The organism is Saccharopolyspora sp. NPDC047091 (assembly GCF_040643635.1).
Lineage (GTDB): Bacteria > Actinomycetota > Actinomycetes > Mycobacteriales > Pseudonocardiaceae > Saccharopolyspora_C.
Genome location: NZ_JBEYUS010000002.1, coordinates 42,327 through 65,794 on the forward strand (window position 1 = coordinate 42,327; position 23,468 = coordinate 65,794).

At 72.4% G+C, this 23,468-nt stretch carries 22 protein-coding genes; 15 read left to right on the top strand and 7 right to left on the bottom strand.

Going from position 1 to position 23,468, the window contains the following annotated elements; translation table 11 throughout:
• Positions 1-18: 18 nt before the first annotated feature.
• From trpD to ABZ805_RS01620, 3 genes are all read right to left on the bottom strand, one after another.
• Positions 19-1,044: an anthranilate phosphoribosyltransferase gene (gene trpD / locus ABZ805_RS01610; RefSeq protein WP_358432809.1), complete on the bottom strand. Its 1,026-nt coding sequence runs from the start codon at positions 1,042-1,044 to the stop codon at positions 19-21.
• A gap of 27 nt (positions 1,045-1,071) precedes the next feature.
• Positions 1,072-1,479, bottom strand: coding sequence for a hypothetical protein (locus ABZ805_RS01615; protein ID WP_224955313.1), 408 nt, complete (start codon positions 1,477-1,479; stop codon positions 1,072-1,074).
• A 151-nt stretch (positions 1,480-1,630) separates the two neighbouring features.
• A complete protein-coding gene (locus ABZ805_RS01620) occupies positions 1,631-2,047 on the bottom strand; it encodes a hypothetical protein (protein WP_358433060.1) in 417 nt (138 codons plus the stop codon).
• A gap of 208 nt (positions 2,048-2,255) precedes the next feature.
• Between ABZ805_RS01620 and ABZ805_RS01625 the strand changes: the two genes are divergently transcribed.
• The 4 genes from ABZ805_RS01625 to ABZ805_RS01640 all read left to right on the top strand — a co-directional run bounded on the left by ABZ805_RS01625 (position 2,256) and on the right by ABZ805_RS01640 (position 6,453).
• Positions 2,256-2,774 carry a heme-copper oxidase subunit III gene (locus ABZ805_RS01625; protein WP_358432812.1) on the top strand — a complete coding sequence of 173 codons (519 nt, stop codon included), beginning with the start codon at positions 2,256-2,258 and terminating at the stop codon, positions 2,772-2,774.
• A gap of 63 nt (positions 2,775-2,837) precedes the next feature.
• On the top strand, positions 2,838-3,641 hold the full coding sequence (locus tag ABZ805_RS01630; protein WP_224966980.1) for a cytochrome c: 804 nt from the start codon (positions 2,838-2,840) through the stop codon (positions 3,639-3,641).
• Complete coding sequence (locus ABZ805_RS01635) at positions 3,638-4,798, top strand: ubiquinol-cytochrome c reductase iron-sulfur subunit (RefSeq protein WP_358432814.1); 1,161 nt, start codon at positions 3,638-3,640, stop codon at positions 4,796-4,798. Before ABZ805_RS01630 ends, ABZ805_RS01635 begins: the two co-directional genes overlap by 4 nt.
• Positions 4,795-6,453: a cytochrome bc complex cytochrome b subunit gene (locus ABZ805_RS01640; RefSeq protein WP_358432816.1), complete on the top strand. Its 1,659-nt coding sequence runs from the start codon at positions 4,795-4,797 to the stop codon at positions 6,451-6,453. The genes ABZ805_RS01635 and ABZ805_RS01640 overlap by 4 nt, the downstream gene beginning before the upstream one ends.
• A gap of 82 nt (positions 6,454-6,535) precedes the next feature.
• On the opposite strand, the gene ABZ805_RS01645 is transcribed toward ABZ805_RS01640, so the two are convergent.
• Positions 6,536-8,254: a DEDD exonuclease domain-containing protein gene (locus ABZ805_RS01645; RefSeq protein ID WP_358432818.1), complete on the bottom strand. Its 1,719-nt coding sequence runs from the start codon at positions 8,252-8,254 to the stop codon at positions 6,536-6,538.
• Between the two features lie 488 nt (positions 8,255-8,742).
• Between ABZ805_RS01645 and ABZ805_RS01650 the strand changes: the two genes are divergently transcribed.
• The 3 genes from ABZ805_RS01650 (at position 8,743) to ABZ805_RS01660 (ending at position 12,822) form a co-directional block, all read left to right on the top strand.
• A complete protein-coding gene (locus ABZ805_RS01650) occupies positions 8,743-9,996 on the top strand; it encodes an NYN domain-containing protein (RefSeq protein ID WP_358432820.1) in 1,254 nt (417 codons plus the stop codon).
• A gap of 394 nt (positions 9,997-10,390) precedes the next feature.
• Entirely contained in the window at positions 10,391-11,443 is a 1,053-nt protein-coding gene (locus tag ABZ805_RS01655) for an NlpC/P60 family protein (protein ID WP_358432822.1), read from the top strand.
• A gap of 134 nt (positions 11,444-11,577) precedes the next feature.
• Positions 11,578-12,822, top strand: a complete 1,245-nt coding sequence (locus ABZ805_RS01660) for a basic secretory protein-like protein (RefSeq protein ID WP_358432824.1) — start codon at positions 11,578-11,580, stop codon at positions 12,820-12,822.
• A 43-nt stretch (positions 12,823-12,865) separates the two neighbouring features.
• Here the strand turns inward: ABZ805_RS01660 and ABZ805_RS01665 are convergent, their stop codons facing one another.
• Complete coding sequence (locus ABZ805_RS01665; RefSeq protein WP_358432826.1) at positions 12,866-14,659, bottom strand: long-chain fatty acid--CoA ligase; 1,794 nt, start codon at positions 14,657-14,659, stop codon at positions 12,866-12,868.
• 409 nt (positions 14,660-15,068) lie between these two features.
• On the opposite strand from ABZ805_RS01665, the gene ABZ805_RS01670 reads away from it, so the two are divergent.
• The 5 genes from ABZ805_RS01670 (at position 15,069) to ABZ805_RS01690 (ending at position 19,363) form a co-directional block, all read left to right on the top strand.
• The gene (locus tag ABZ805_RS01670; RefSeq protein ID WP_358432828.1) at positions 15,069-15,857 is read left to right on the top strand and encodes a metallophosphoesterase; all 789 of its coding nucleotides are present in this window, start codon (positions 15,069-15,071) and stop codon (positions 15,855-15,857) included.
• 80 nt (positions 15,858-15,937) lie between these two features.
• Entirely contained in the window at positions 15,938-16,378 is a 441-nt protein-coding gene (locus ABZ805_RS01675) for an SRPBCC family protein (protein ID WP_358432830.1), read from the top strand.
• Between the two features lie 181 nt (positions 16,379-16,559).
• Entirely contained in the window at positions 16,560-17,780 is a 1,221-nt protein-coding gene (locus ABZ805_RS01680; protein ID WP_358432832.1) for an ArsA family ATPase, read from the top strand.
• Positions 17,781-17,813: 33 nt separating this feature from the next.
• On the top strand, positions 17,814-18,410 hold the full coding sequence (locus ABZ805_RS01685) for a hypothetical protein (protein WP_358432834.1): 597 nt from the start codon (positions 17,814-17,816) through the stop codon (positions 18,408-18,410).
• On the top strand, positions 18,404-19,363 hold the full coding sequence (locus tag ABZ805_RS01690) for an ROK family protein (RefSeq protein ID WP_358432836.1): 960 nt from the start codon (positions 18,404-18,406) through the stop codon (positions 19,361-19,363). The genes ABZ805_RS01685 and ABZ805_RS01690 overlap by 7 nt, the downstream gene beginning before the upstream one ends.
• A 66-nt stretch (positions 19,364-19,429) precedes the next feature.
• On the opposite strand, the gene ABZ805_RS01695 is transcribed toward ABZ805_RS01690, so the two are convergent.
• The gene (locus tag ABZ805_RS01695) at positions 19,430-19,882 is read right to left on the bottom strand and encodes a DUF308 domain-containing protein (protein ID WP_358432838.1); all 453 of its coding nucleotides are present in this window, start codon (positions 19,880-19,882) and stop codon (positions 19,430-19,432) included.
• Positions 19,879-20,646: an alpha/beta fold hydrolase gene (locus tag ABZ805_RS01700; RefSeq protein ID WP_358432840.1), complete on the bottom strand. Its 768-nt coding sequence runs from the start codon at positions 20,644-20,646 to the stop codon at positions 19,879-19,881. The genes ABZ805_RS01695 and ABZ805_RS01700 overlap by 4 nt, the downstream gene beginning before the upstream one ends.
• A gap of 175 nt (positions 20,647-20,821) precedes the next feature.
• On the opposite strand from ABZ805_RS01700, the gene ABZ805_RS01705 reads away from it, so the two are divergent.
• The 3 genes from ABZ805_RS01705 to ABZ805_RS01715 all read left to right on the top strand — a co-directional run bounded on the left by ABZ805_RS01705 (position 20,822) and on the right by ABZ805_RS01715 (position 23,359).
• Entirely contained in the window at positions 20,822-21,586 is a 765-nt protein-coding gene (locus ABZ805_RS01705; protein ID WP_358432842.1) for a lysophospholipid acyltransferase family protein, read from the top strand.
• A 78-nt stretch (positions 21,587-21,664) separates the two neighbouring features.
• Positions 21,665-22,165 (top strand): polyadenylate-specific 3'-exoribonuclease AS, encoded by a 501-nt coding sequence (locus tag ABZ805_RS01710; RefSeq protein WP_358432844.1) that lies wholly within the window; start codon positions 21,665-21,667, stop codon positions 22,163-22,165.
• Between the two features lie 156 nt (positions 22,166-22,321).
• A complete protein-coding gene (locus ABZ805_RS01715) occupies positions 22,322-23,359 on the top strand; it encodes a 6-phosphofructokinase (protein WP_358432846.1) in 1,038 nt (345 codons plus the stop codon).
• Positions 23,360-23,468: the final 109 nt, after the last annotated feature.

The following is a 23,468-nucleotide window of genomic DNA, read 5'->3' on the forward strand; positions in this document are numbered from 1 at the left end:
ACCGCGAGCCGGCCGGGGCTACCGGCCGAAGCCGGCCCAGCGGGTGAGGAGCTCGGCGGCGGCACCGGAATCGATGGCCTGCTCGGCGCGGGAGATCCCGGCGCGCAGCTGCGCGTCCAGGTCGGTGCCGATGCCGTCGTGGGCGGCGAGGGCGCCCGCGGTGTTGAGCACCACCGCGTCCCGCACCGGCCCGCGGTCACCGGCGAGCAGCCGCCGCACCACCTCGGCGTTCACCTCGGCGTCGCCGCCGCGCAGCGCCTCCGGCGTGGTGCGCGGGATAGCGAGGTCCTCCGGGACGATCCGCTCCTGCCGGACCTGCCCGTCGCCGACGACCCAGCAGGTCGTGGTCGAGGTCGTGGTGATCTCGTCCATCCCGTCGTCGCCGGACACCAGCAGCACCGAGCTGCCGCGCGCGGCGAACACCTCCGCCATCACCGGCGCCATCCGCTGGTCCGCGCAGCCGATGAGCCCGCTGGCCGGCCGCGCCGGGTTGGTCAGCGGCCCCAGCACGTTGAACGCGGTGGGGATGCCGATCTCCCGGCGCGGTCCGGCGGCGAACTTCATCGCCGGGTGGAACACGGGCGCGAAGCAGAACCCGATGCCGACCTCGTCGAGGCAGTCCCGCACCCGCGCGGGCGGCAGGTCGATGGTGACGCCGAGCGTCTCCAGCACGTCGGCCGTGCCGCACTTCGACGAGGCCGCCCGGTTGCCGTGCTTGACGACCGCCGCGCCGCAGGCGGCGAGCACGATCGCCGTCATCGTGGAGATGTTCACGCTGCCGGAGCGGTCCCCGCCGGTGCCGACCACGTCGACGGTCCGCCGGTCCACCTGCAGCGGCAGCGAGTGCGCGAGCATCGTGTCGGCCATGCCGCGGACCTCGGCCGCGGTCTCGCCCTTGGCGCGCAGCGCCACGACGAACGCGGCGACGCGGGCCGGGGTGGCCGCGCCGGTCATCACCAGGTCCATCGCCCACGCGGTGTCCTCCGTGGACAGGTCGTTGCCCGCCACGAGGTGTCCGAGGAGTTCCGGCCAGCTACCCGACATGGTGCCCACGATTGTTCTCCGGGAGGTTCAGGCCCGCACCGCGGGTAGCGCGGTGCGGAGCAGTTCGGCGACCGTTTCGGCGGACGACAGCGGGTCCAGCGGGTGCACCAGCACCGCGTCCGCCTGCGACCAGGTCGCGAGCCATCGGTCGTCCCGCCTGCGCACGGTGAGCACGATCGGCGGGCAGTGCGCGATCTCGTTCTTCAGCTGCCGGGACACGCCCATGCCGCCGGTGGGCTGCGCCTCGCCGTCGAGGACGACCAGGTCGGCGCGGCCCGCGTCGACCTCGCTGAGCACGTCGGCGACCGACGCCGCCTCCACGTAGGTCACCCGGGGCAGGTCCGGCGACGGGCGCCTGCCGATCGCGTTGATGATCGATTCGCGCACCTCGGCGCGGTGGCTGAAGACCAGGACGGTGGTGGTCGACGTGCTCATCAGCTGCTCCTCGCTGGCCAGGCGGTCCGCGCACTGCGTCGTGGTGACCCGGCCCGATGACGAGAGGGTGTCCTCGATGACGGTGATCTCCGGATGCTAGCCGCTCAACGGGGGTGAGCAGTACCCGCCACGACGCCGCCGGGCCGGGCGGTCAGGGCTTCTGCAACGCCACCCACCCGACGGCCCGGCCGCCGAGCCGCTGGGCCAGGCCCGCCATCCGCGAGCTCTCCTGTGAGCAATGCAACGCGTCGAGTTTCTGCACACGCTCCGCGAACAGCGGCTCCGCGCCGGCCGCGGGCTCCGCGCCGAAGCCCGCGAGTTCCGGTTCGGCCGCCGCACGCAACCGCCAGCCATCCTGTTCCAGCAGCTCAGCGGCCCGCTCGGTCGATCCGGGTGGGAGCAGCAGGTGGTGGCGCAGCACCGCGGCCCCCGCTTCGACCCAGTCGGGGGAGCGGGCGAGCACCGCGGATGCGGCCTCCGTCTCGTCGAACGCGCTGACCACCACGGTCAGGTCCGAATCGTCCCAATCCGGCGCGGCAGGGCCCGTTGACCGGGCACGTAAGCCCAGACGGGACAAAACGCTGCGGAAATCCAACACGATGAGTTACCTCCAGGTCGCGATCCGATCACCGAGGAGCCACGCCCGGGACCCGAGAGCGCAGCGGGAAAACGCACGGGACATAATGCGTCGCGTGACAACGGCAGCGCCCTCAATCAGTCAACGCGTGCACTCGCTGAACCGGCCGAACATGGTCAGCGTCGGCACCATCGTTTGGTTGGCCAGCGAGCTGATGTTCTTCGCTGGACTCTTCGCCATGTTCTTCACGGTGAAGGCGCAGAACGAGGGTGCGTGGCCACCGCCGCCCAGCGAGCTGAACATCGCCTACGCCCTCCCGTTCACGGTGATCCTGGTGGCGTCCTCGTTCACCTGCCAGTGGGGAGTGTTCGCGGCCGAGCGCGGCGACGTGTTCGGCCTGCGCCGCTGGTACGTGGTGACGCTGATCATGGGTGCGATCTTCGTGCTGGGGCAGGCCGGCGAGTACTACACGCTGGTCACCGCGCACCACACGACGATCGCCTCGTCGGCGTTCGGCACGGTGTTCTTCATGACGACCGGCTTCCACGGCCTGCACGTCATCGGCGGGCTCATCGCCTTCGTGTTCCTGCTCATCCGAACCAAGCTGAGCAAGTTCACCCCGGCACAGGCCATCGCGGCGATCGTCGTGTCCTACTACTGGCACTTCGTCGACATCGTCTGGATCGGACTGTTCGCCGTGATCTACCTCGTTCCGTGATCCACCGGCCCCACCGGGCCGCCACGTAACACCCCGAACCTGACAGCAAGGGTTGCCGCACTCATGACCACCATCAAGAAACGGAACCGCGCGGGATCCAAGTTCCGGCGCAGGCTCTCCGGTGTCCTCGCGCTCGGGATCGCCTTGGTCGGCGCGGGCGGGCTGTACACCGTCCTGACCCCCGAGCCGCAGACCGCGCACGCCGCGGCGGACCCGGCGCTGGTCAGGCAGGGCGAGCAGCTCTACAACAACGCGTGCATCAGCTGCCACGGCGCGAACCTGGGCGGCGTGAAGGACCGCGGCCCGAGCCTGGTCGGCGTCGGCGAGGCCGCCGTCCACTTCCAGGTCTCCTCCGGCCGCATGCCGATGGTCCGCCAGGAAGCCCAGGCGATCCGCAAGCCGCCGAAGTTCTCCCCCGAGGAGATCGACGCGATGGCGGCCTACGTGCAGACCTACGGCGGGGGCCCGGAGTCCCCGGACACCACCGGTGCCGCCGCCACCGGTGACTCCTCGCGCGGTGGTGAGCTGTTCCGGCTCAACTGCGCCTCCTGCCACAACTTCACCGGACGCGGCATCGCGATGTCGTCCGGCAAGTTCGCGCCCAGCCTCGACGCTCCCACCGAGCAGCAGATCTACGAGGCGATGCTCACCGGGCCGCAGAACATGCCGAAGTTCTCCGACCGGCAGCTCACGCCGGAGGAGAAGAAGGACATCATCGCGTACGTCAAGTCCGTGACGAACAACAACAACAACCCGGGTGGCAGCTCCCTCGGCGGCTTCGGCCCCGCCTCGGAGAGCGTCATCGCCTGGGTCGTCGGACTCGGCGCGCTGATCGGCGTCACCCTGTGGATCGGAGCCAGGGCATGAGTGCAAGTGACACCCCGCGGGACGAGGGGCACGAAACCCCCAGGCGGGACTACACCGAGGCCGAACTGGCCGAGATGAGCCGCGACGAGAAGATGCGGCTCGGGCTGGCGCTGGACGGCGTCGAGCTCCTCCACTACGAGGACCCGTTCCCGGTGGAGAACACCCGCGCCGAGAAGCGGGCCGAGCGCGCGGTCGCGGCCTGGTTCGCGCTCGCCGGGCTCTCCGCGATCGCGTTCATCGCCGTGTTCGTGTTCTGGCCCTGGGGCTACGTGACCCCGCAGCAGGGCGGCCGCGAGTACTTCCTCTACAACCTGTACACGCCGCTGGTCGGCCTGTTCCTCGGCCTGTCGATCTTCGCGATCGGCGTCGGCGTGGTGCTCTACGCGAAGCGGCTCATCCCGCACGAGGTCGCGGTCCAGCAGCGCCACGACGGGCACGGCTCCGAAGAGGTCGACCGCCAGACGACCACCGCGATCCTCGCCGACACCGGCGTGCGCAGCGGGTTCGCCCGGCGCTCCATGATCCAGCGCACGCTCGCCTTCAGCGGTGCCGTGCTCGGGCTGGGCACCGGCGTCATCGCCATCGGCGGCTTCATCCGCAACCCGTGGGCCACCGAGGGACCCGACTCCCTCAAGCACACGGCGTGGATGAAGGAGGGCAACGAGAAGGTCTACCTGCGCCGCGACACCGGTGACCCGCACGACGTGTCGCTGCTGCGCCCGGAGGACATCGACGCCGGCGGCTTCGAGACCGTCTTCCCGTTCCGCGATTCCGACCGCGAGGACGAGCACAAGCTCGTCTCGGTGCTGCGCCGCAGCGACGCCCCGGTGATGCTCATCCGGCTCCGGCCGGGCAGCGCTCCGATCAAGCGCAAGGGCCAGGAGGACTTCAACTACGGCGACTACTACGCTTACTCGAAGGTGTGCACCCACGTGGGCTGCCCCACCTCGCTGTTCGAGCAGCAGACCGGTCGCCTGCTGTGCCCGTGCCACCAGTCGCAGTTCGACGTGGTCCACACTTATGCCAAGCCGGTCTTCGGTCCGGCCACCCGTTCCCTGCCGCAGCTACCGATCACGGTGGATGAAGAGGGATATTTCGTGGCCAGGCACGACTTCATCGAGCCGGTCGGCCCAGCGTACTGGGAGCGCAACTCATGAGTTCGATCACGACGCCCACCAAACCGGAGAGCAAGCTCTACCGGAAGGCCGCCTCCGCGGCCGACGAGGCGGACAAGCGCTACAACATGGCGCCGGGCATCCGCCGCCAGATCAACAAGGTCTTCCCGACGCACTGGTCGTTCATGCTCGGTGAGATCGCGCTCTACACCTTCATCATCCTGATCCTCACCGGGATCTACCTCACGATGTTCTTCGACCCCTCCATGGAGGAGGTCACCTACGACGGGGTGTTCCGGAACCTGCAGGACGTCGAGATGTCCAAGGCGTTCGCGAGCACCCTCGACATCTCGTTCGAGGTCCGCGGCGGCCTGTTCATCCGGCAGCTGCACCACTGGGCGGCGCTGCTGTTCGTGGCCGGGATGATGGCCCACATGTTCCGGATCTTCTTCACCGGTGCGTTCCGGCGCCCGCGTGAGGGGAACTGGGTCATCGGCTCGTTGCTGCTGATCCTGGGCATGTTCGAGGGCTTCTTCGGCTACTCGCTGCCGGACGACCTGCTCTCCGGTACCGGTGTCCGCGCCACCATGTCCGGCATCGTGCTGTCCATCCCGGTGCTCGGCACCTGGATGCACTGGGCGCTGTTCGGCGGGGAGTTCCCCGGCACGGAGATCATCCCGCGGCTGTACATCCTGCACGTGCTGGTGCTGCCGGGGATCATGCTCGGCCTGGTCGCGGTGCACCTGGCGCTGGTCTGGTACCAGAAGCACACCCAGTTCCCGGGCGCCAAGCGCAAGGAGACCAACGTCGTCGGCGTCCGCATCATGCCGATCTTCGCGCTGAAGGCCGGTGCGTTCTTCGCACTGACCACCGGCGTCCTGGCGATCATGAGCGGTGTCTTCCAGATCAACGCGATCTGGAACCTCGGGCCGTACATCGGTTCGCAGGTCTCCGCCGCCTCGCAGCCGGACTGGTACCTGATGTGGGCGGACGGCATCCTGCGGATCTGGCCGGCCTGGGAGCTCTACATCGGGCCGTACACGGTGCCGCCGGTGTTCTTCTGCGGTGCGCTGGGCATGGGCATCATGTTCACGCTGCTCATCGGCTACCCGATGATCGAGCGCAAGCTCAGCGGGGACGACGCGCACCACAACCTGCTGCAGCGTCCGCGGGACAACCCGGTACGCACCAGCCTCGGCATGATGGCGCTGGCGTTCTTCGGCGTGCTGATGGTCTCCGGCATGAACGACGTGATCGCGTTCGAGCTGAACATCTCGCTGAACGCGATGACGTGGGGCGGCCGCATCGGCCTGCTGCTGCTGCCGCCGGTGGCCTACTGGGTGACCTACCGGATCTGCCTGGGCCTGCAGCGCTCCGACCACGAGGTGCTGGAGCACGGCGTGGAGACCGGCATCATCAAGCGGCTGCCGCACGGCGAGTTCATCGAGGTGCACCAGCCGCTCGGCCCGGTCGACTCGCACGGCCACCCCGAGGAGCTGCCGTACCAGGGCGCTTCGGTGCCGAAGAAGATGAACAAGCTCGGGGCCGCGGGCTCCCCGGTCGAGGGCAGCTGGCTGAAGCCGGACCCGGCGGAGGAGACCGAGGCGCTGGCGCGGGCGCGCGCCGAGAACGAGCGCCAGGCGCACGAGGAGCGCGAGCTGGTCTCCGGCGGAAAGCCGCAGCAGCCCTCCGAGTGAGCGATCAGCACTGCCGAACGGCCCGGTACCCCTTGCAGGGTGCCGGGCCGTTCTTCGTGGTCGGGAACCGCGCGGGGCCCGGTCAGTCGGCGGCCGGGTACGGCGCCCTGGCCTGCGCGGCCCGGTCCAGCCACGCCCGCCAGGACGCCGCCGAGCCCGCGGGCTCGGACCACGGCTGCGCGCAGCGGACCAGCCGGGTGCCGCCGGTGGTGAGCCAGCGGTGCACCACCCGCACCTCGTCGGCGGGGGCGCCGCGCAGCGGGCCCGGCTCGGGCAGCACCGTCTCGGCCGCGGCCTGCAGCGCGTCGACCACCGGCATCGGCGGCACCCCGCGGCGCGCGTTCCCGGCGGCGGCGAGCCTGCCGTGGCGGACCACCGCCAGCTGCCAGCCGCCGGAACCGTCCGGGCGGGCCGCGACCAGCTCGGGCACCGCCGCCAGTGCCGCCCAGCGCTGCGCCTGGTCCAGCGCGCGCACCAGTTCGGCGAGCCGGTCGCGGGCCGCGGCGGCGTCCTCGAAGCGCTCTTCGGCGGAGAACCGGCCCAGCTCGGCGCGCAGCCGCTCCAGCAGTCCGCCGGGTTCCCAGCGGGGCGCGCCGGAGATCACCTCACGCACCGAGACCACTTCCGGCGCGTACTCCTCGACGCTCTGCAACCCGGCGCACGGTGCCGCGCAGCGGCCCAGCTCGTGCACCGCGCACGGGCGGCCGCGCTGGTCCCGCGCCGGGATCCGCTCGGTGCAGCGGCGCAGCGAGCCCCCGGCTTGCAGGGTCTCGACGGCCGCCGCGGCCGCGGTGCGGGAGCGGAACGGACCCAGCGCGCCGTCCCGGGCGGTGCGCACGATCGACAGCCGCGGGAACGCCTCCTCGGTGAGCACCACCCACCAGGTGCGCTTCGGGAACTTGGAGCGGCGGTTGTAGCGCGGCTGGTGCGCGCCGAGCAGCCGCAGCTCCCGGACCTCGGCCTCCAGCGGGTGCGCGCACTCGACGTGGTCCACCCGGTGCGCGAGTCCCGCCATCTCCTTGACCCGGCTGCGGCGCTCCCCGGCGGTGAAGTACTGCCGGACCCGGCGCTGCAGGTCGGAGGCGGTGCCGACGTAGAGCACCTCCTCGTTCGGGCCGCGGAAGAGGTAGACGCCGGGCGCGTGCGGCAGCGGATCGGCGAGACCGCGGTTGCGGCGCTGCTGCGGGGTCACGTCCGGCAGGTGCTCCAGCAGCTCCGGGACGGTCCGCACGCCCAGCGGCCCGAGGCGCTCCAGCAGCGCGTGCAGCACGTCGACGGTGGCGCGGGCGTCGTCGAGGGCGCGGTGCACCGGGGTGGTGCGGGCGTGCAGCACGCGGGCGAGGGTGCCCAGCTTGTGGTTCGGCGTCTCGTCCTTGCCGAGCACGCGGCGGGCGAGTTTCGCGGTGCACAGCACCGTCGGCTTCGGCCAGGCCACGCCGAGCCGCTCGCACTCCGCCCGGAGGAAGCCCACGTCGAACGGGGCGTTGTGCGCGACCAGCACCGCATCCCGGCTGAACTCGAGGAACGCGGGCAGCACCGAGTCGAACCGGGGCGCGCCGTGCACCATCGCCTGGGTGATGCCGGTGATCGAGACCACCATCGGCGGGATCTCGCGGCCGGGGTCGACGAGGGTGCCGAACTCGCCGAGTACCTCGCCGCCGCGCACCTTCACCGCGCCGATCTCGGTGACGGTGTCCTGCCGGGAGCTGCCGCCGGTGGTCTCCAGGTCGACGACGACGAAGGTGGCCGAGTGCAGCGGGAGTTCGTCGTCGATCTCGTCGAAGGTCAGCTGCCCGGTCATCGCATGCACGCTACGACGGGACCCCGACAACCTCCGGATCGGGTGAGCGGGGAGCGGCCGACTAGCCTGGGGTCGTGGTTCCGCCGACGTCGGGTGCTGACTCCCCGCGCACCGAAGAGTCTGCTGTGGACGGTCCGCGGCAGGTGCCGGACGGTGCCCGGGAGACCGGTCCCGAACAGCCTTCCCCGGCGCGGCGCTCCGAAGCGGACCGGCCCCGGGAACCTGGCCGTCCCGGGGATGTCGGTCGGCCTGCGGGAGCGGAGCGGTCCGGGGGAGCTGAACGGCCTGCGGGAGCCGAACGGTCTGCGGGAGCCGAGGGTTCCGGGGAAGCGGACCGGCCTGCGGGCGCCGAACGGACCAGGGACGCCGCACTCCCCGCGGAAGCCGGGCGGTCCGGGGGAACCGAGCAGACCGGAGAAGCCGACCGGCCCCGGGAACCGGAGCAGCACCGGGAGTTCGGCGCGGACCCCGACGAGCTGCCCGCCCCGGTGCGTGCCCGGCTCGCCGAGCTGGCGGCGGACGCCCTCGACGACCTGCGCCCCTCGGACGTGCCCGCCCAGCTGCGCCCGGTGGTCCGGTTCGCCCCGGCGAAGCGCGCGAAGCTCGGCCAGGGGCCGCTGCTGGTGGCGCTGCGCGACTCGCCGGTGTTCCGCACCGCGGTCGCCGATTGGTGCCGGGAGAACCGCCCTGAGGGGCTGGACGGGGTGCACCCGGACCCGGTGGTGGTGGCCGCGGCCGGGCTGCTGCTGGCGCTGCCGAACACGGGCCACTTCCTGGAGCTGGTCGCGTTCCGCGTGGAGCAGGGCCGGTTGCGCGGCGAGCGCGACTCGGCGCAGGCCAGGGCCCAGCGGCTCGCCGCGGACGCGGATCGGTTGCAGGCCGAGCTGGCCGAGGCCCGCCGCGCTCAGGAGCGCGCCGGGACGGAGTCCGGTTCGGAGGCCGACCGGTTGCGCAAGCGGCTGCGGGAGCAGGGCGTGCGGCTGAAGGAGGCCAAGGACGACGCACAGGCGGCCCGCGCGGAGCTCGCGGCCGCGCACGAGCGGGTCGAATCGGAGCTGGCGGACCTGCGTGCGCAGCGGGACCGGGAGCGGGACCGCGCGCAGGAGGAGCGGGAGCGGGCGCAGCGCGCGGCGGCCGAGACCGAGGTGGCCCGCCAGTCGGCGCGGGAGGCCCGCCAGGGCGACGAGGTCCGGATCTCGCTGCTGCTGGAGACGATGGAGGGCGCGCTCGGCGGGCTGCGCCGGGAGCTGCGCGCGGGCGGCCACGGCCCGCGCCCGGCGGACGTGGTGCAGCGGGTGCGGCCGGATTCGGGGGAGACCGGCCGGGTCGCGGATGCGGCGGCGCTGGACCGGTTGCTGGCGCTGCCCGCGGTGCACGTGATCGTCGACGGCTACAACGTGACGAAGACCGGGTACCCGGACCTGCCGCTGGCGGACCAGCGCAACCGGCTGGCGCACCAGCTGGCGGCGCTGGCGGCGCGCACCGGTGCCGAGGTGACGGTGGTGTTCGACGGGGCGGACGTGCTGTCGGTGCCGACGGCGGGCCCGCGCGGGGTGCGGGTGATGTTCAGCCCGGCCGGAGTGATCGCGGACGACGTGATCCGGGAGCTGGTGGTGGCCGAGCCGCAGGGCAGGCAGCTGGTGGTGGCGACCTCGGACCGCGCGGTGGTGACGTCCGTGCGGCGCACGGGCGCGTACGCGGTGGCGTCGGCGGTGCTGCTGGAGCGGTTGAACCGGGTCTGAGCGCCGGGGCGTGGTGGATCTCATAGCGGGCCCGTGCGGTGCGGTGGGCCGATCCGGGCCGGTGAGTCCCATCGGGGAGCCGCAGGTCAGAAGATCGGGTAATCCGATCACGCTCCGCGTATGAAGATAATCCCATTGTGCTATTGCGTCGTGTTCAGAAGAATTACCCCCCCTCTGCTAGACGTCACGCTTCACCTTTCGTAGCCTTACCGCGTCTTCGTGGCGATCAGCGACCCACTCCGGGTCCTCCGCGAAGCGCCGCCGAATCGGCTAGTCGGGGAGCCGAACCGGGACCTGCCCCCGTGGGGTGAGCGGGCGCCGCAACGCGCCCGGAGTCCGGGATCGCTCCGGACCACCCCTGCGTTCTCGGTAGGCGGTCGACAACGAAGGAGCTATGCGCGACGTGGCGTCGCACCGATTGAAGCGCACGATGCGCGGAGCGCTGGCGGCCTCGGCGGTCGCCGCCGCCGTCAGCATGACCTCCGCGCCGGCGATCGCAGACCCCCAACTCCCCGACAACGCCTCGGACGCGGCCAAGCAGGTGCGCGAGCTCTCGCACCAGGCCGAAGTCGTCACCGAGGACTACAAGAAGGCCGAGGACGACCACGCGGCCAAGCAGGCCGAGCTCGACCGGTCCTCCGCCGAGGCGGACCAGGCCGAGCAGGTCGCCACGCAGGCCCGGGCCGAGGAAGAGCGCTTCCGCGGCCAGGTCGACAAGCTGACCACCGCCTCCTACCAGGGCGCCCGGCTGAACAAGCTCTCCGCGCTGCTGGTGAGCGAATCCCCGAACGACTTCCTCGACCGCGCTTCGGCGCTGGACGTGCTGGCCAAGGACAACAACGACGCGATCAAGCGGTTGTCCGCCGCCGTGCACCAGGCCGAGGACGCCACCAAGCGCGCCCAAGCCTCCCGCGAGCAGGCGGCACGGGCCGAGGCCGACGCGGCCCGCATCCAGGACGAGATCGGCCGCAAGAAGGCCGACATGGACGCGCAGATCGCCAAGGTCAAGGAGCGCTACGCCGAGCTCACCGAGGACGAGCAGTCCTCGCTGACCGGTGGCGGCGAGACCGACTACGAATTCGCGGGCGGCAGCGGCTCGGCCGCCGCAGCGGTCACCGCCGCGCTGAGCAAGCAGGGCTCGTCGTACGTCTACGGCGCCAAGGGCCCGAGCACCTTCGACTGCTCCGGCCTGATGCAGTGGGCCTACAAGCAGGCGGGCGTGAGCATCGGCGGCTCCACCAAGTCGCAGGTGACCGAGGGCAAGAGCATCTCGGCCAGCCAGCTCCAGCCCGGCGACCTGATCTTCTACTACAGCCCGGTCAGCCACGTCGCGATGTACGTCGGCAACGGCAAGGCCGTGCACGCCCCCACCGAGGGCGACGTGGTGAAGGTCGCGAAGTACGACAGCATCGCCCCGGTGAACTCGATCCGGCGCGTCGCAGGCTGATTCCCGCAGCACCGCGCGGAACGCACGCGAGGGCCGTCGTCCCCGAGGAGGGGGCGGCGGCCCTTCTCGCGTGTGGGTGACGGGCGGCCGTTCGCGACGGGCCGGGCGCCGCGGGGCCACTTACGATCCGGCTCGTGCCTGGGGCGTCGAGGGGGTGGCCTGCGGCGGTCGCCGCCGCGGCCGCACTGGCCGTGGGCGCGTTCGTCCCGTTCCCGGCGCAGGCCCCGCCCGCACCCGTTCCCGCGTTCCAGAACGCCGCTCCGGCGACCGCGCAGCGCGAGTGGCAGGCGGTGCTGGAGAGCCGCGCCCGCGCCGTCCTGGACCACGACGAGGCCGCGTTCACGGCTTCGCTGGACCCGGCGGCCCCCGACGACTTCCAGCGCAGGCAGCGCGAGCTCTTCCGCAGCCTCGCCGAGGTGCCGCTCGCCGAATGGGGCTACGAGGTGCGGGACGCCCCGGCCGCGGGCGGGACGCCGGAGGTGGTGCTGCGCTACGCGCTGGTCGGCGTCGACGAGGTGCCCACCGAACGCCCGACCGGGTTCACCTTCACCCGCCGGGACGGGCGCTGGCTGCTCAGCGGCGACGAGCGGGCGCGCGGGCGGTCCTGGCGCGGGCCGTGGGACTTCGGCGACTGCCGGGTCCGGGTGCTGCCGCACGGCGTGATCATCGGCCACGACGGGTCCGAGGAGCTCGCGGACCGGGTGGCGGGGGAGCTGGATTCGGCGGAGGCCGCGGTGACCGCGGTGTGGGGGCCGGACTGGCGGCGCCAGGTGGGCGTGCTGCTGCCGCGCTCCCAGGAGGAGCTGCGCGAGCTGGTGGGCGCCGAGTTCGCGGTGGACGGCATCGCCGCCGTCGCCGTCGCGGACAAGGTGGACACCGCCTCCCGGCGGGTGGAGGGCCCGCGGGTGGTGCTCAACACCGAGACCGCGGACCGGCTCTCGGACACCTCGCTGCGGGTGGTGCTGCGGCACGAGATGGCGCACGTGGCCGCGCGGGCCGACACCGCGGACGGCGCGCCGATGTGGCTGCTGGAGGGCTTCGCGGACTACGTCGGCTACCGGGCCAGCGGGTTGTCGCCGGAGCGGATCGCGCCCGACCTGGCCCGGCGGGTGCGCACCGGGGAGCCGCCTGCGGGGCCGCCGCCGGACACCGAGTTCCACGCCTCCGGCCGCGATCTGGACCTGGCCTACCAGCAGTCCTGGTCGCTGGTGGCGCACCTGGCGAAGCTGGTGGGGGAGCCGAAGGTGGTGCAGCTGTACAAGCGCATCGCGGGCTCCGGATCACCGTCCGAAGTGGACCCGGCGCTGCACGAGATCGCCGGGTTGTCCACCTCGGACCTGCTCAGGTCCTGGAGATCGGAGCTCCGCAGGATGTTCTGATCGCTCGTTCCCCCCTCGCGCGGCGAGGGGATTCCGGGGGAGATCAGCCGTAGATCGCCTCGATGTCGGCCGCGTGGTTCTCCGCGACCTTGTTGCGCTTGAGCTTCATGCTCGGCGTCATCTCGCCGGTGGCCTCGGTGAAGTCCTTCGGCAGGATGCGGAACTTCTTGATCGCCTCGGCGCGGGAGACGGCCTTGTTGGCCTCGTCGATGGCGGCCTGCACGTCGGCGTGCACCTCGGGGTCGTCGACCAGCTCGGTCAGCGGGGTGTCCGCGGAGCGGCCGTGGTTGCCCAGCCACGCGGGCAGGAACTCCGGGTCGAGGGTGACCAGCGCGCCGATGAACGGCTTCTTGTCGCCGACGACCATGCACTGGCTGATCAGCGGGTGCGCGCGCAGGTGGTCTTCGAGCACGGCGGGTGCGACGTTCTTGCCGCCCGCGGTCACGATGATCTCCTTCTTGCGCCCGGTGATCCGCAGGAAGCCCTCCTCGTCGAGGGAGCCGAGGTCGCCGGTGTGGAACCAGCCGTCCTCGAGGGATTCCTTGGTGGCGGTCTCGTTGTTCCAGTAGCGGCGGAACACGACGTCGCCCTTGAGCAGCACCTCGCCGTCCTCGGCGATGCGCACGCTGGTGCCGGGGATCGGCTTCCCGACGGTGCCGATCTTGTAGGCCTCTTCGACGTTGACCGCGGCGGCCGCGGTGGTCTCGGTGAGCCCGTAGCCCTCCAGCACCGGCACGCCCACCCCGCGGTAGAAGTGCGCCAGCCGGTCGCCCAGCGGTGCCCCGCCGGAGACGGCGCCGAGGCAGCGGCCGCCGAGCGCGGCGCGCAGCTTGCCGAAGACGAGCTTGTCGAACAGGAAGTGCTTGGCGCGCAGGCCGATGCCGGGCCCGCCGGTGTCCAGCGCCTGGCTGTAGGCGACGGCGGTGTCCTCGGCGGCGTCGAAGATGCGGCCCTTGCCGTCGCCGTGCGCCTTCTGCTTGGCGGTGTTGTAGACCTTCTCGAACACGCGCGGCACGGCGAGGATCAGCGTGGGCCGGAACGACCCGAGGTCGCTGACGAGGTCCTTGACATCGCCGGTGTGCCCGAGCGTGGTGCGCGAGTAGACGCAGGCGGTGGCGATGGCGCGGGCCAGCACGTGCGCCATCGGCAGGAACATCAGCATCGAGTTGCCCTGCCGCAGCAGCTGCGGGAAGACGCTGACGTCGCCGCGGACCTCGGCGAGCAGGTTGCGGTGGCTGAGCTCGCAGCCCTTGGGGCGGCCGGTGGTGCCGGAGGTGTAGATGAGGGTGGCCAGCTCGTCGGCGCGGACTTCGCGGCGGCGCCGGTGGGCGTCCTGGTCGGTGATGTCGGCGCCGAGCTCGGTGAGCGCGTCGACGGCGCCCTCGGCCGCGTCGATCTGCCAGACGTGCTCCAGGGCGGGGAGCTTCTCGACGACGCCGTCGAGCTCCGCGCGGTGCGCGTCGGTCTCGACGAACACGGCGCGGGCGCCGGAGTCGCTGAGGATCCACTCGGCCTGGTCGGCGGAGGAGGTCTCGTACACCGGCACGGTCACGCAGCCCGCGGACCAGATGGCGAAGTCCAGCAGCGTCCACTCGTAGCGGGTGCGGGACATCAGCCCGACCCGGTCGCCGTGCTGCAGCCCGGCGGCGATCAGCCCTTTGGCGATCGCGAGCACCTGGGCGGCGAATTCGGCGGCGGTGACGTCGATCCAGGTGCCGTCCACCCGGCGGCGGAAGCTCACGTTGCCGCCGAAGCGTTCCGCGTTCGCCCACACCATGTCGGTGAGGTTCTCGTCTTCGGCCACGGCCTCAGTCGCGGGGACGCTGAACTCTCGCACCTTGAAACCTCCGATGAAACGCGAAATGTGCGGACAACCTAACGCTGATGGTTACCGAGCGGTAGACCCGAGCCCCCGATTACGAAACTAGTCCGACTCGTTTACTGCCCCCGCCCGCAGCCTGCCACGCCGCGATCCGCCGCGCACCGGTGCCCGCCCGAGTCGTTTCCGCCGGTGGTGAGGATCATGGCAGGCTGTCCGGTGCCACCGCTAACCACGTCCGGAGCAGTCGAGGGCCCGCGGAACCGTCCGCGCGGACCACTCGGCGCCGCCGAACGGCTGGCCCGCGCCGTCCCGGACGGTGATCGCTGCTGGTTCCATCCCGCGCGGCACGGCAGCATGGCGGTGCGGCGGACAGCGGCGTCCGCGCTCGCGACCCGGTCGGCAGAACTGCGGTGAGGAGTAGATCGTGCGCGTGCACGTGGTGTCCGATGTCCATGGCAACGCCGAAGCCCTGAAGCGGGCCGGTGACGGTGCCGACGCGCTCGTCGTGCTCGGCGACCTGATCGACTTCGTCGACTACCACGACCACGGCCGGGGCATCCTCGGCGCGGTCTTCGGCGCCGAGAAGGTCGCGCACTTCGCCGAACTGCGCCGCAACCACCGCGGTGCCGAGATCGGTGCCTACGCGCGCTCCCTGTGGGCCTCGCTGGACGAGCCCAAGCGCGTCGTGCGCGAAGCCGTCCGCGAGCAGTACGCCACCCTGTTCGCCGCGATGAGCGCCCCGACCTACGCCATCGCGGGCAACGTGGACGAACCCGAGCTGTGGCCCGAGTTCGCCCGCGACGGCGTGCACTTCGTCGACGGCACCAGCGTCGAGATCGGCGGCCTGCGGTTCGGCTTCGTCGGCGGCACCGTGCTGTCCCCGGGCGGCGTGCTGCGCCGGGACGCGGCCTGGGTGCCGTACCTGCGGCCGGAGGAGGAGTACGACGCCGCCGTCGCGGCCCTCGACCCGGTCGACGTGCTGTGCAGCCACCTGCCGCCCGCGGTCCCCGACCTGGTCTACGACGTCATCGCCCGCCGCCCCGAGCACGGTTCCGCGGCGCTGCTGGAGCGCATCCACCGGGACCGGCCGCGCTGGTCGCTGTTCGGGCACGTGCACCAGCCGCTGGCCACCCGGGTGCGGGTCGGGAGCACCGAATGCGTCAACGTCGGGCACTTCCAGCGCACCGAGCGGCCCTACGCGCTCCGCTGGTGACGATCACGAACGATGGACGGCGCCGGACACCGGGCCGCCGGTCGCGCCCCGCCCGCGCGCGGACCTGTAATCTTCGGGGCATGGTCGATCAGTCCACCCAGTCCATCGTGATCCAGGCGGCCGCTGCCGACATCATGGCGGTGATCGCGGACTTCGCGAGCTACCCGGAATGGGCGGAAGCGGTCAAGGAGACCGAGGTGCTCTCGACGACCGGCGGCGGGCAGGCCGAGAAGGTGCGCTTCGTGCTCGACGCCGGGGTGGTCAAGGACACCTACGTCAACGTCTACGAGTGGGCCGAGGACGGGCTGTCGGTGAGCTGGACGCTGTCCGAAGGGCAGGTCCAGAAGGCGCAGCAGGGCAGCTACCGGCTCGCGCCGAAGGACGGCGGCACCGAAGTGACCTACAGCCTCGCGGTGGACCTGGCGATGCCGATGATCGGCATGTTCAAGCGCAAGGCCGAGAAGATGATCATGAATACCGCTCTGAAGGAGCTCAAGCGCCGGGTCGAAGCCCGCTCCTGACCCGGGCGCCCCGCACCGCGGTGATCGTCGGTCCGGGTGCGGGTCCCGACCGACGCGGCACCAGCAGCACCGGTCCCAGCAGCACACCGACCACAGCGGCGGTGACCCCCGAGCCGGTGGCCGGACGGCTCGGCGACCGGTCGGCCCCGGCACCAGCCCCGATCCGATCCAGAGACCGCCCTTGCGCATCCTGTTGTTCACCGGAAAAGGCGGCGTCGGCAAGACGACCCTCGCCGCCGCTACCGCCGCACGCCTCGCCGAGCTCGGGCAGAAGGTGCTGGTGGTCTCCACCGATCCGGCGCACTCCCTGGGCGACTCGCTGGGCACGCCGCTGGGCGCCGAACCCGCCGAGGTCGAACTGCGCGCCGAGCAGCGCACCGCCCGGCTGCACGCCGCCGAGGTGCAGACCCGCGACCTGCTCGACCGCGCGTGGTCCGACCTGCGAGAACACCTGCGCACCATGCTGCTCGGCGCGGGGGTCGGCGAGCTTGAGGCCGAAGAACTCACCCACCTGCCCGGGGTGGAGGACCTGCTGGCGCTCGCCGAGGTGCACCGCTTCGCGTTCGACGGGGTGTGGGACGCCGTCGTCGTCGACTGCGGGCCCACCGCCGAGACGCTGCGGCTGCTGGCGCTGCCCGAATCGCTGTCCGGGTACCTGGAGCGGCTGTTCCCGGCCCACCGCCGCGTGGTGCGCGGGCTGCTCGCGGGCGTCGCGGGCAGCGAGAACGTGGAGCGCTGGGACGGGGTCGCCGAAGCGCTCGGCAGGCTCGCGGACCGGTTGGCGGAGCTGCGCGGCACGCTGCTCTCCCCGCAGACCGGGGTGCGGCTGGTGCTCACCCCGGAAGCCGTGGTGGCCGCCGAGACCCGGCGCACGTTGACCGCGCTGGCCCTGCAGCAGATCCGGGTGGACGGATTGGTGGCGAACCGGCTGGTGCCGCACCCGGGATCGGCCCGCGGGGAGGCGGCCACCTGGCTGCGCACCCGCCGCCGGGAGCAGGAGAATGTGCTGGCCGACGTGCGGGCGGCGACGGACCTGCCGGTGCGCTCGGTGCTGCACCGGGCCGCGGAGCCGGTGGGCCCGGCGCTGCTGGAGCTCGCCGACGAGCTCTACGGGACCGACGATCCGCTGGCCGGCGCCGCGAGCGCCCCGGAGGTGGAGCTCGGCGGCGGGGGCCGGTCGCTGGACGCGGAGTACACGCTGCGGCTGGGCCTGCCGCTGCACGAGGACGCCGAGGTGGACCTGGCGCGGATCGGCGACGAGCTCGCCGTCACCGTCGACGGCAGGCGGCGGCTGATCGCGCTGCCCGCGGTGCTGCGCCGGTGCACGGTGACCGGTGCGGTGGCCGCCGACGACGGGCTGACCGTGTCGTTCCGGCCGGACCCCGGCCAGTGGATGCGATGAGAGCGGCCCCGATCAGTGGAGGTGGTGGACCAGATGCGCGGTGAGCATGCCGATCCCGCGGGAACGGGCTCCGCGGACGAGTCCCGGACGACCGGGGCCGGTCGCGACCGGATGGCCGAGGAGTTCCGGCTGCTGCTCGACGCGGCGGCCGGGCGCGCGGAGGAGTACCTGCGCGGACTCGGCGGCGCGGAGCACGCCGCGCACGCGAGCACCGGTGACCCGCGGACCGGTGACCCGCGAACCGGCGACCCGCGGACCGGCGGCGCCGGGACCGGCGATGCGGGAATCGGAGACCGGCGAACCGGCGCGGGCCGCACCGAGCCGGGTACCGGCGACCGCGCCACCACCGGCGCGGACCGCGGCGGTCCCACCTGCGGTTGGTGCCCGATCTGCGCGATCGCGAGCCTGCTGCGCGGCGAGCGCCCCGAACTGACCTCCCGGCTGGCCGACCAGCTGGCCGGACTGCTGGACCTGCTGCGCGAATCCGCCGCCGAGCACCACCCGGCGGGCACCGCGAACCCGCCGCCCGAACCGGCCGCACCGGAACCGTCGAAGGTGCAGCGCATCGACGTGCGACGGGTCCGCGGCCGGACCGCCGCGCAGGCCGCGGGCGGAGGTGCCGAGTGCTGACCGTCGGAGTGGACGTCGGCGGCACCAGCCTGCGCGCCAGCGTCGTCGACCCGCAGGGCACCGTGCTCGACACGCTGCGGGTGCCGTCCGCGGGCACCGGCCCGGAACTGGACTCGGCGATCGCCGACACCGTGCTGTGCCTCGCCGACCAGTACCCGGTGGCCGGGGTGGGCCTCGCCGTGGCGGGCTTCGTCAGCGAGGACCGGCGGGTCGTGCGGTTCGCCCCGCACCTGCCGTGGCGGCACGTCGCGGTCGCCGACAACATCGCCGACCGGGTGCGGCTGCCGGTGGTGCTGGAGCACGACGCGAACGCGGCCGCGATCGCCGAGCAGCGCTTCGGCGCGGCGGCGGGCGCGAAGGTCGCCGCGCTCGTCGCGCTCGGCACCGGCATCGGCGGCGCGCTGGTGCTGGACGGCGACGTGTTCCGCGGTGCGCACGGCGTCGCCCCCGAACTCGGGCACCTGCGGCTGGTGCCGGGCGGGCGCGCATGTCCCTGCGGGAAGCGGGGCTGCTGGGAGCGGTACTGCAGCGGCACCGCGCTGGCCGCGACGGCGCTGGAACTGCTGGCCGAGGACCCGTCCTCCCCGCTGGCCGCCGAGGCCGCCAAGGACCCGGGTGAGATCACCGGGGAGCGGGTCGCGCAGGCCGCTGAGCAGGGCGATCCGGTGGCGGCGCGCGCGGTGGACGAGCTCGCGCGCTGGTTGGGCGAAGGACTCGCGCTGGTCGCCGACGTCTACGACCCGGAGGTCGTGGTGCTCGCGGGCGGCGTGTCCGGCTCGGCGCACCTGTTCCTGCCCGCCGCCCGGCGGCACTACGCGGCGGCGCTCACCGGCGCGGGCCACCGCCCGCTGGCCCAGGTGCGGGTCGCCAAGCGCGGTGACGAAGCGGGCATCGTCGGCGCCGCCACCCTGGCCAGGGAGCACGTGGCCGCCACCGCCACCCACCTCAGCTGAGCACGAACGGCGAAGGACCGACCGGCCCGATCTCCGCTGGGGCGGGCGGGCCGGTCGCCCCTGGGATCAGAGCTGGGCGCCGTCGTCGGTGGGGTCCTCCGGCGGTGTCCGGCGTATCCGGAACAGCAGCCAGCCGATGCCGGCGCTCACCGCGACCAGCCCGATCGAGAGCGCGGGCGTGGTGCCCAGGCCGAGGAGCCCCGGCACCAGCAGCAGCGTCATGCCGAGCGCGACCAGCAGCACGCCGCCGACCGTGCCGACCCCGGGACGCGGCATCGGCGGCGGTTCCGGCGGCTCGTAGTGCCCCTCGTCGGGCGCGTCCGCGGGCGGGGTCCAGTCGCGCGGCGCGGCCGCGGGTTCCGGTGCGGCGGCCGGGGGCTTCGGCGCCTCGTCGCCGGTGCCGCGGTCCTCCTCGGGCCACCGCGCCATCGGCTCGTCCTGCTCGAGACCTGCGACGATCTCGGCGAAGGCGGCGTCGATGTCCTCCGGGCCGTCGGCGTTCTCATGACGCGTGCTCATGCGGGTTCCTCGACACGCTCGCGGTGGATCCTGCGGACGAATTCGACGCTACCGGTGAACACCGACGCGGCGTCGTGGTCGAGGGTCGCCACGTGGTAGCTGTCCCGCAGCACGACTTCGGTGACGTCGCCGCTTCGGATGCCTTCCAGCACGATCGTCGAGTTCACCGGCTCCACGACGTGGTCGGTGGCGGAGTGGGCCAGCAGCACCGGCTGCCGCACCTTCCCGAGATCGCGGCGCACCAGCCGCCACAACCGCTGCAGGCTCGCGGCCGCGCGCAGCGGCGTCCGGTCGTAGCCGAGCTCCACGGCGCCCGGCTTGGCGATGTCCCCGGCCACGCCCGGGATCGACGGCAGCACCCGGGACAGCAGGGGAAGCAGGACCGCGTCCTTGCGCAGCGTCGTCACCGACGGGTTCACCAGCACGATGCCGGACAGCTCCGGGTGGTTCTGCGCCAGCCGCAACGTGAGCGTGCCGCCCATCGACAGCCCGAAGACGAACACCGACCGGCAGCGCCCGGTCAGCTCGGCGAGGTCCCGCTCCACGGCCGCGTACCAGTCGGTCCAGCCGGTGCGGTTGAGGTCCCGCCAGTGCGTGCCGTGCCCCGGGAGCCGTGGGCAGCGCACCGTGAACCCCTCGGCGGCCAGGTGCTCACCCCAGTCCCGCATGCCCTGCGGGGTTCCGGTGAACCCGTGGCACAGCAGGACCCCGATCTCGTCGGACCCGTCGTGCACGAACGGTTCGGCGCCGGGAAGAACGGGCACCGCAGCCTCCTACCGCCATCGATCCGCCGCTGTCCGGACATCGTCGCACGCGAGAGGCCTCCACGGGGCGATCTCCAGCCGCGTGATCCGTCTCGGGCGGGGTCGCATTGTGCGCGCTGACCGGGCTCCGTAACCTTGAACGAGGCATTCCGGGTGTTCAGAAAGGCAGCGGCGCGTGCTGTACTGGGTGATGAAGCACATCGTGCTCGGTCCGCTCATGAAGCTGTTCTGCCGTCCACGGGTGGAGGGCATCGAGCACGTACCGGAATCCGGGGCGGCCATCCTGGTCAGCAACCACGTGGCGGTGGCCGACTCGTTCTTCATGCCGCTGATGATGCCGCGGCGGGTGACGTTCCTGGCCAAGCGCGAGTACTTCACCGGCACCGGGCTCAAGGGCAAGCTGCAGAAGTACTTCTTCTCCGGCGTCGGCCAGGTCCCGATCGACCGCTCCAGCGGTGCCGCGGCGCAGGCCGCGCTGGACACCGGGGTGCGGCTGCTGCGCGAGGGCAAGCTGCTCGGCGTGTACCCCGAGGGCACCCGCTCGCCGGACGGCCGGCTCTACAAGGGCAAGACCGGTGTCGCGCGGATGGCGCTGGAAGCCGACGTGACCGTCATCCCGATCGCCATGTTCGGCACCGACAAGGTCAACCCCATCGGCTCCAAGATGTGGTACCCGCACAAGGTCAAGGTGAAGATCGGCGAGCCGCTGGACTTCTCCCGCTACGAGGGCCTCGCCGGCGACCGGTTCGTGGAGCGCTCGATCACCGACGAGATCATGTACGCGCTGATGGAGCTCTCCGGCCAGGAGTACGTGGACGTCTACGCCGCGAAGGCCAAGGACGACCTGGCCGCGCAGGGCAAGCACGTCGCGGGCTGGAACGTGCAGCAGCAGGGTGGTCCCGGCGGCGCCGACCGGCTCCCGCGCTCGCAGGCCGGCTGAACCCCCAGCACACCGCGCATCGGGTGACCGCGGCCGGGGCCGGTCCTGGCCGGTGGGCGGCGTCTTTACGCTGGGCCGGTGCGGTTCTTCTACGACTGTGAGTTCATCGAGGACGGCCAGACCATCGACCTGGTCTCGATCGGGGTGGTGGACGAGACCGGCCGCGAGTTCTACGCCGTGTCCACCGAGTTCGACGAGTCCAAGGCCGGGCAGTGGGTGCGCCGGAACGTGCTGCCGCAGCTGCCGCCGCCCGCGGACAGGGCGTGGCGCTCGCGGAGCAGGATCCGGGACGACCTCTACGAGTTCCTGACCGCACGCGATCAGGACGTCGAGCTGTGGGCCTGGCTGGCCTCCTACGACCACGTGGCGCTGGCGCAGCTGTGGGGTGCGATGCCCGCGCTGCCGCCGAAGGTCCCCAAGTTCACCCGCGATCTGCGGCAGCGCTGGGAGGACGTGGGCAAGCCGAGGCTGCCCTCCGCGCCGTCGAACGCGCACGACGCGCTCGCCGACGCCCGGCACAACCTGACCCGGTGGAAGGTGATCGAGGAGGTGCAGCGCAAGCGCGGGTTCCCGCTGTGAGCGCCCGGCCGCGCTGACCAGGTAGTTCGCCGATCTTCGCGCCGTTCGCGCCCGATCCGTCGCCCGGTCGGAGTACTTGCTGCACCGATACAGGGCGTGACAGGCTCCCGGACGAGATCCAGATCACCGTGGAGCGGATCAAGGGAGGCGGCGACGATGCCGGCTGGAACGCGTATCGGAGTGTTGACCGGCGGGGGCGACTGCCCGGGGCTGAACGCCGTGCTGCGCGCGGTCACCCGCAAGGGGATCGCGGTGCACGGGCACGAGATCGTCGGGTTCCGCAGCGGCTGGCGGGGGCCGATGGACGGCCTCACGATGCCGCTCGGCCTGGAGCAGGTTGAGGACGTCCTCGCCCGCGGCGGCACCATCCTCGGTTCCTCGCGCACCAACCCGTACCAGGAGCAGGACGGCGTCGAGCGGATCAAGCGGACCCTCGCCGAGCACGGCGTGGACGCGCTGATCGCGATCGGCGGCGAGGACACCCTCGGCGTCGCCGAACGGCTCAACCAGGACGGCGTGCCCGTGGTGGGCGTGCCGAAGACGATCGACAACGACCTCGACGCCACCGACTACACGTTCGGCTTCGACACCGCCGTGCACATCGCGACCGAGGCGATCGACCGGCTGCGCACCACCGCCGAATCGCACCACCGCGCGCTGGTGGTGGAGGTGATGGGGCGGCACGCCGGCTGGATCGCGCTGCACTCCGGGCTGGCGGGCGGCGCGAACGTGATCCTCGGGCCGGAGAAGCGGTTCAGCGTGGACCAGGTCTGCGAGTGGGTGCAGCAGCGCTTCGAACGGCAGTACGCGCCGATCATCGTGGTCGCCGAGGGCGCGGTCCCGCAGGACGGCGAGGAAGTGCTGCTGACCGGCGAGACCGACGCGTTCGGCCACGTGCGCCTCGGCGGCGTCGGCACCTGGCTGGCCGACGAGCTGGCCCGCCGCACCGGCAAGGAGTCCCGCGCGGTGGTGCTCGGCCACACCCAGCGCGGCGGCACGCCCACCGCCTACGACCGGGTGCTCGCCACCCGCTTCGGGCTGCACGCGGTGGACGCGGTCAGCGAGGGCGCCTTCGGGAAGATGGTGGCGCTGCGCGGCACCGACATCGTGCGGGTCCCGCTGGGGGAGGCGACGGCGAAGCTGAAGACCGTCCCGCTGTCCCGCTACGCCGAGGCCGAGGTGCTGTTCGGCTGACGCACCGGCGCCGTCCCGCCCGCCGGGTGGGACGGCGTTCGCACGTCCTGGGCGGGTCGCCGCGCGCGGCCGAGCGGGTGAATCGATTCGCCCGGCGTGCGCTCCGTCT

What these genes read in the sequence shown, in the direction of transcription:
- trpD (WP_358432809.1), bottom strand. Translation starts at nt 1,044, where the DNA reads ATGTCGGGTAGCTGGCCGGAACTCCTCGGACACCTCGTGGCGGGCAAC.
- ABZ805_RS01615 (WP_224955313.1), bottom strand. Translation starts at nt 1,479, where the DNA reads ATGAGCACGTCGACCACCACCGTCCTGGTCTTCAGCCACCGCGCCGAG.
- ABZ805_RS01630 (WP_224966980.1), top strand. Translation starts at nt 2,838, where the DNA reads ATGACCACCATCAAGAAACGGAACCGCGCGGGATCCAAGTTCCGGCGC.
- ABZ805_RS01635 (WP_358432814.1), top strand. Translation starts at nt 3,638, where the DNA reads ATGAGTGCAAGTGACACCCCGCGGGACGAGGGGCACGAAACCCCCAGG.
- ABZ805_RS01640 (WP_358432816.1), top strand. Translation starts at nt 4,795, where the DNA reads ATGAGTTCGATCACGACGCCCACCAAACCGGAGAGCAAGCTCTACCGG.
- ABZ805_RS01645 (WP_358432818.1), bottom strand. Translation starts at nt 8,254, where the DNA reads ATGACCGGGCAGCTGACCTTCGACGAGATCGACGACGAACTCCCGCTG.
- ABZ805_RS01655 (WP_358432822.1), top strand. Translation starts at nt 10,391, where the DNA reads ATGCGCGACGTGGCGTCGCACCGATTGAAGCGCACGATGCGCGGAGCG.
- ABZ805_RS01675 (WP_358432830.1), top strand. Translation starts at nt 15,938, where the DNA reads ATGGTCGATCAGTCCACCCAGTCCATCGTGATCCAGGCGGCCGCTGCC.
- ABZ805_RS01685 (WP_358432834.1), top strand. Translation starts at nt 17,814, where the DNA reads ATGCGCGGTGAGCATGCCGATCCCGCGGGAACGGGCTCCGCGGACGAG.
- ABZ805_RS01695 (WP_358432838.1), bottom strand. Translation starts at nt 19,882, where the DNA reads ATGAGCACGCGTCATGAGAACGCCGACGGCCCGGAGGACATCGACGCC.
- ABZ805_RS01715 (WP_358432846.1), top strand. Translation starts at nt 22,322, where the DNA reads ATGCCGGCTGGAACGCGTATCGGAGTGTTGACCGGCGGGGGCGACTGC.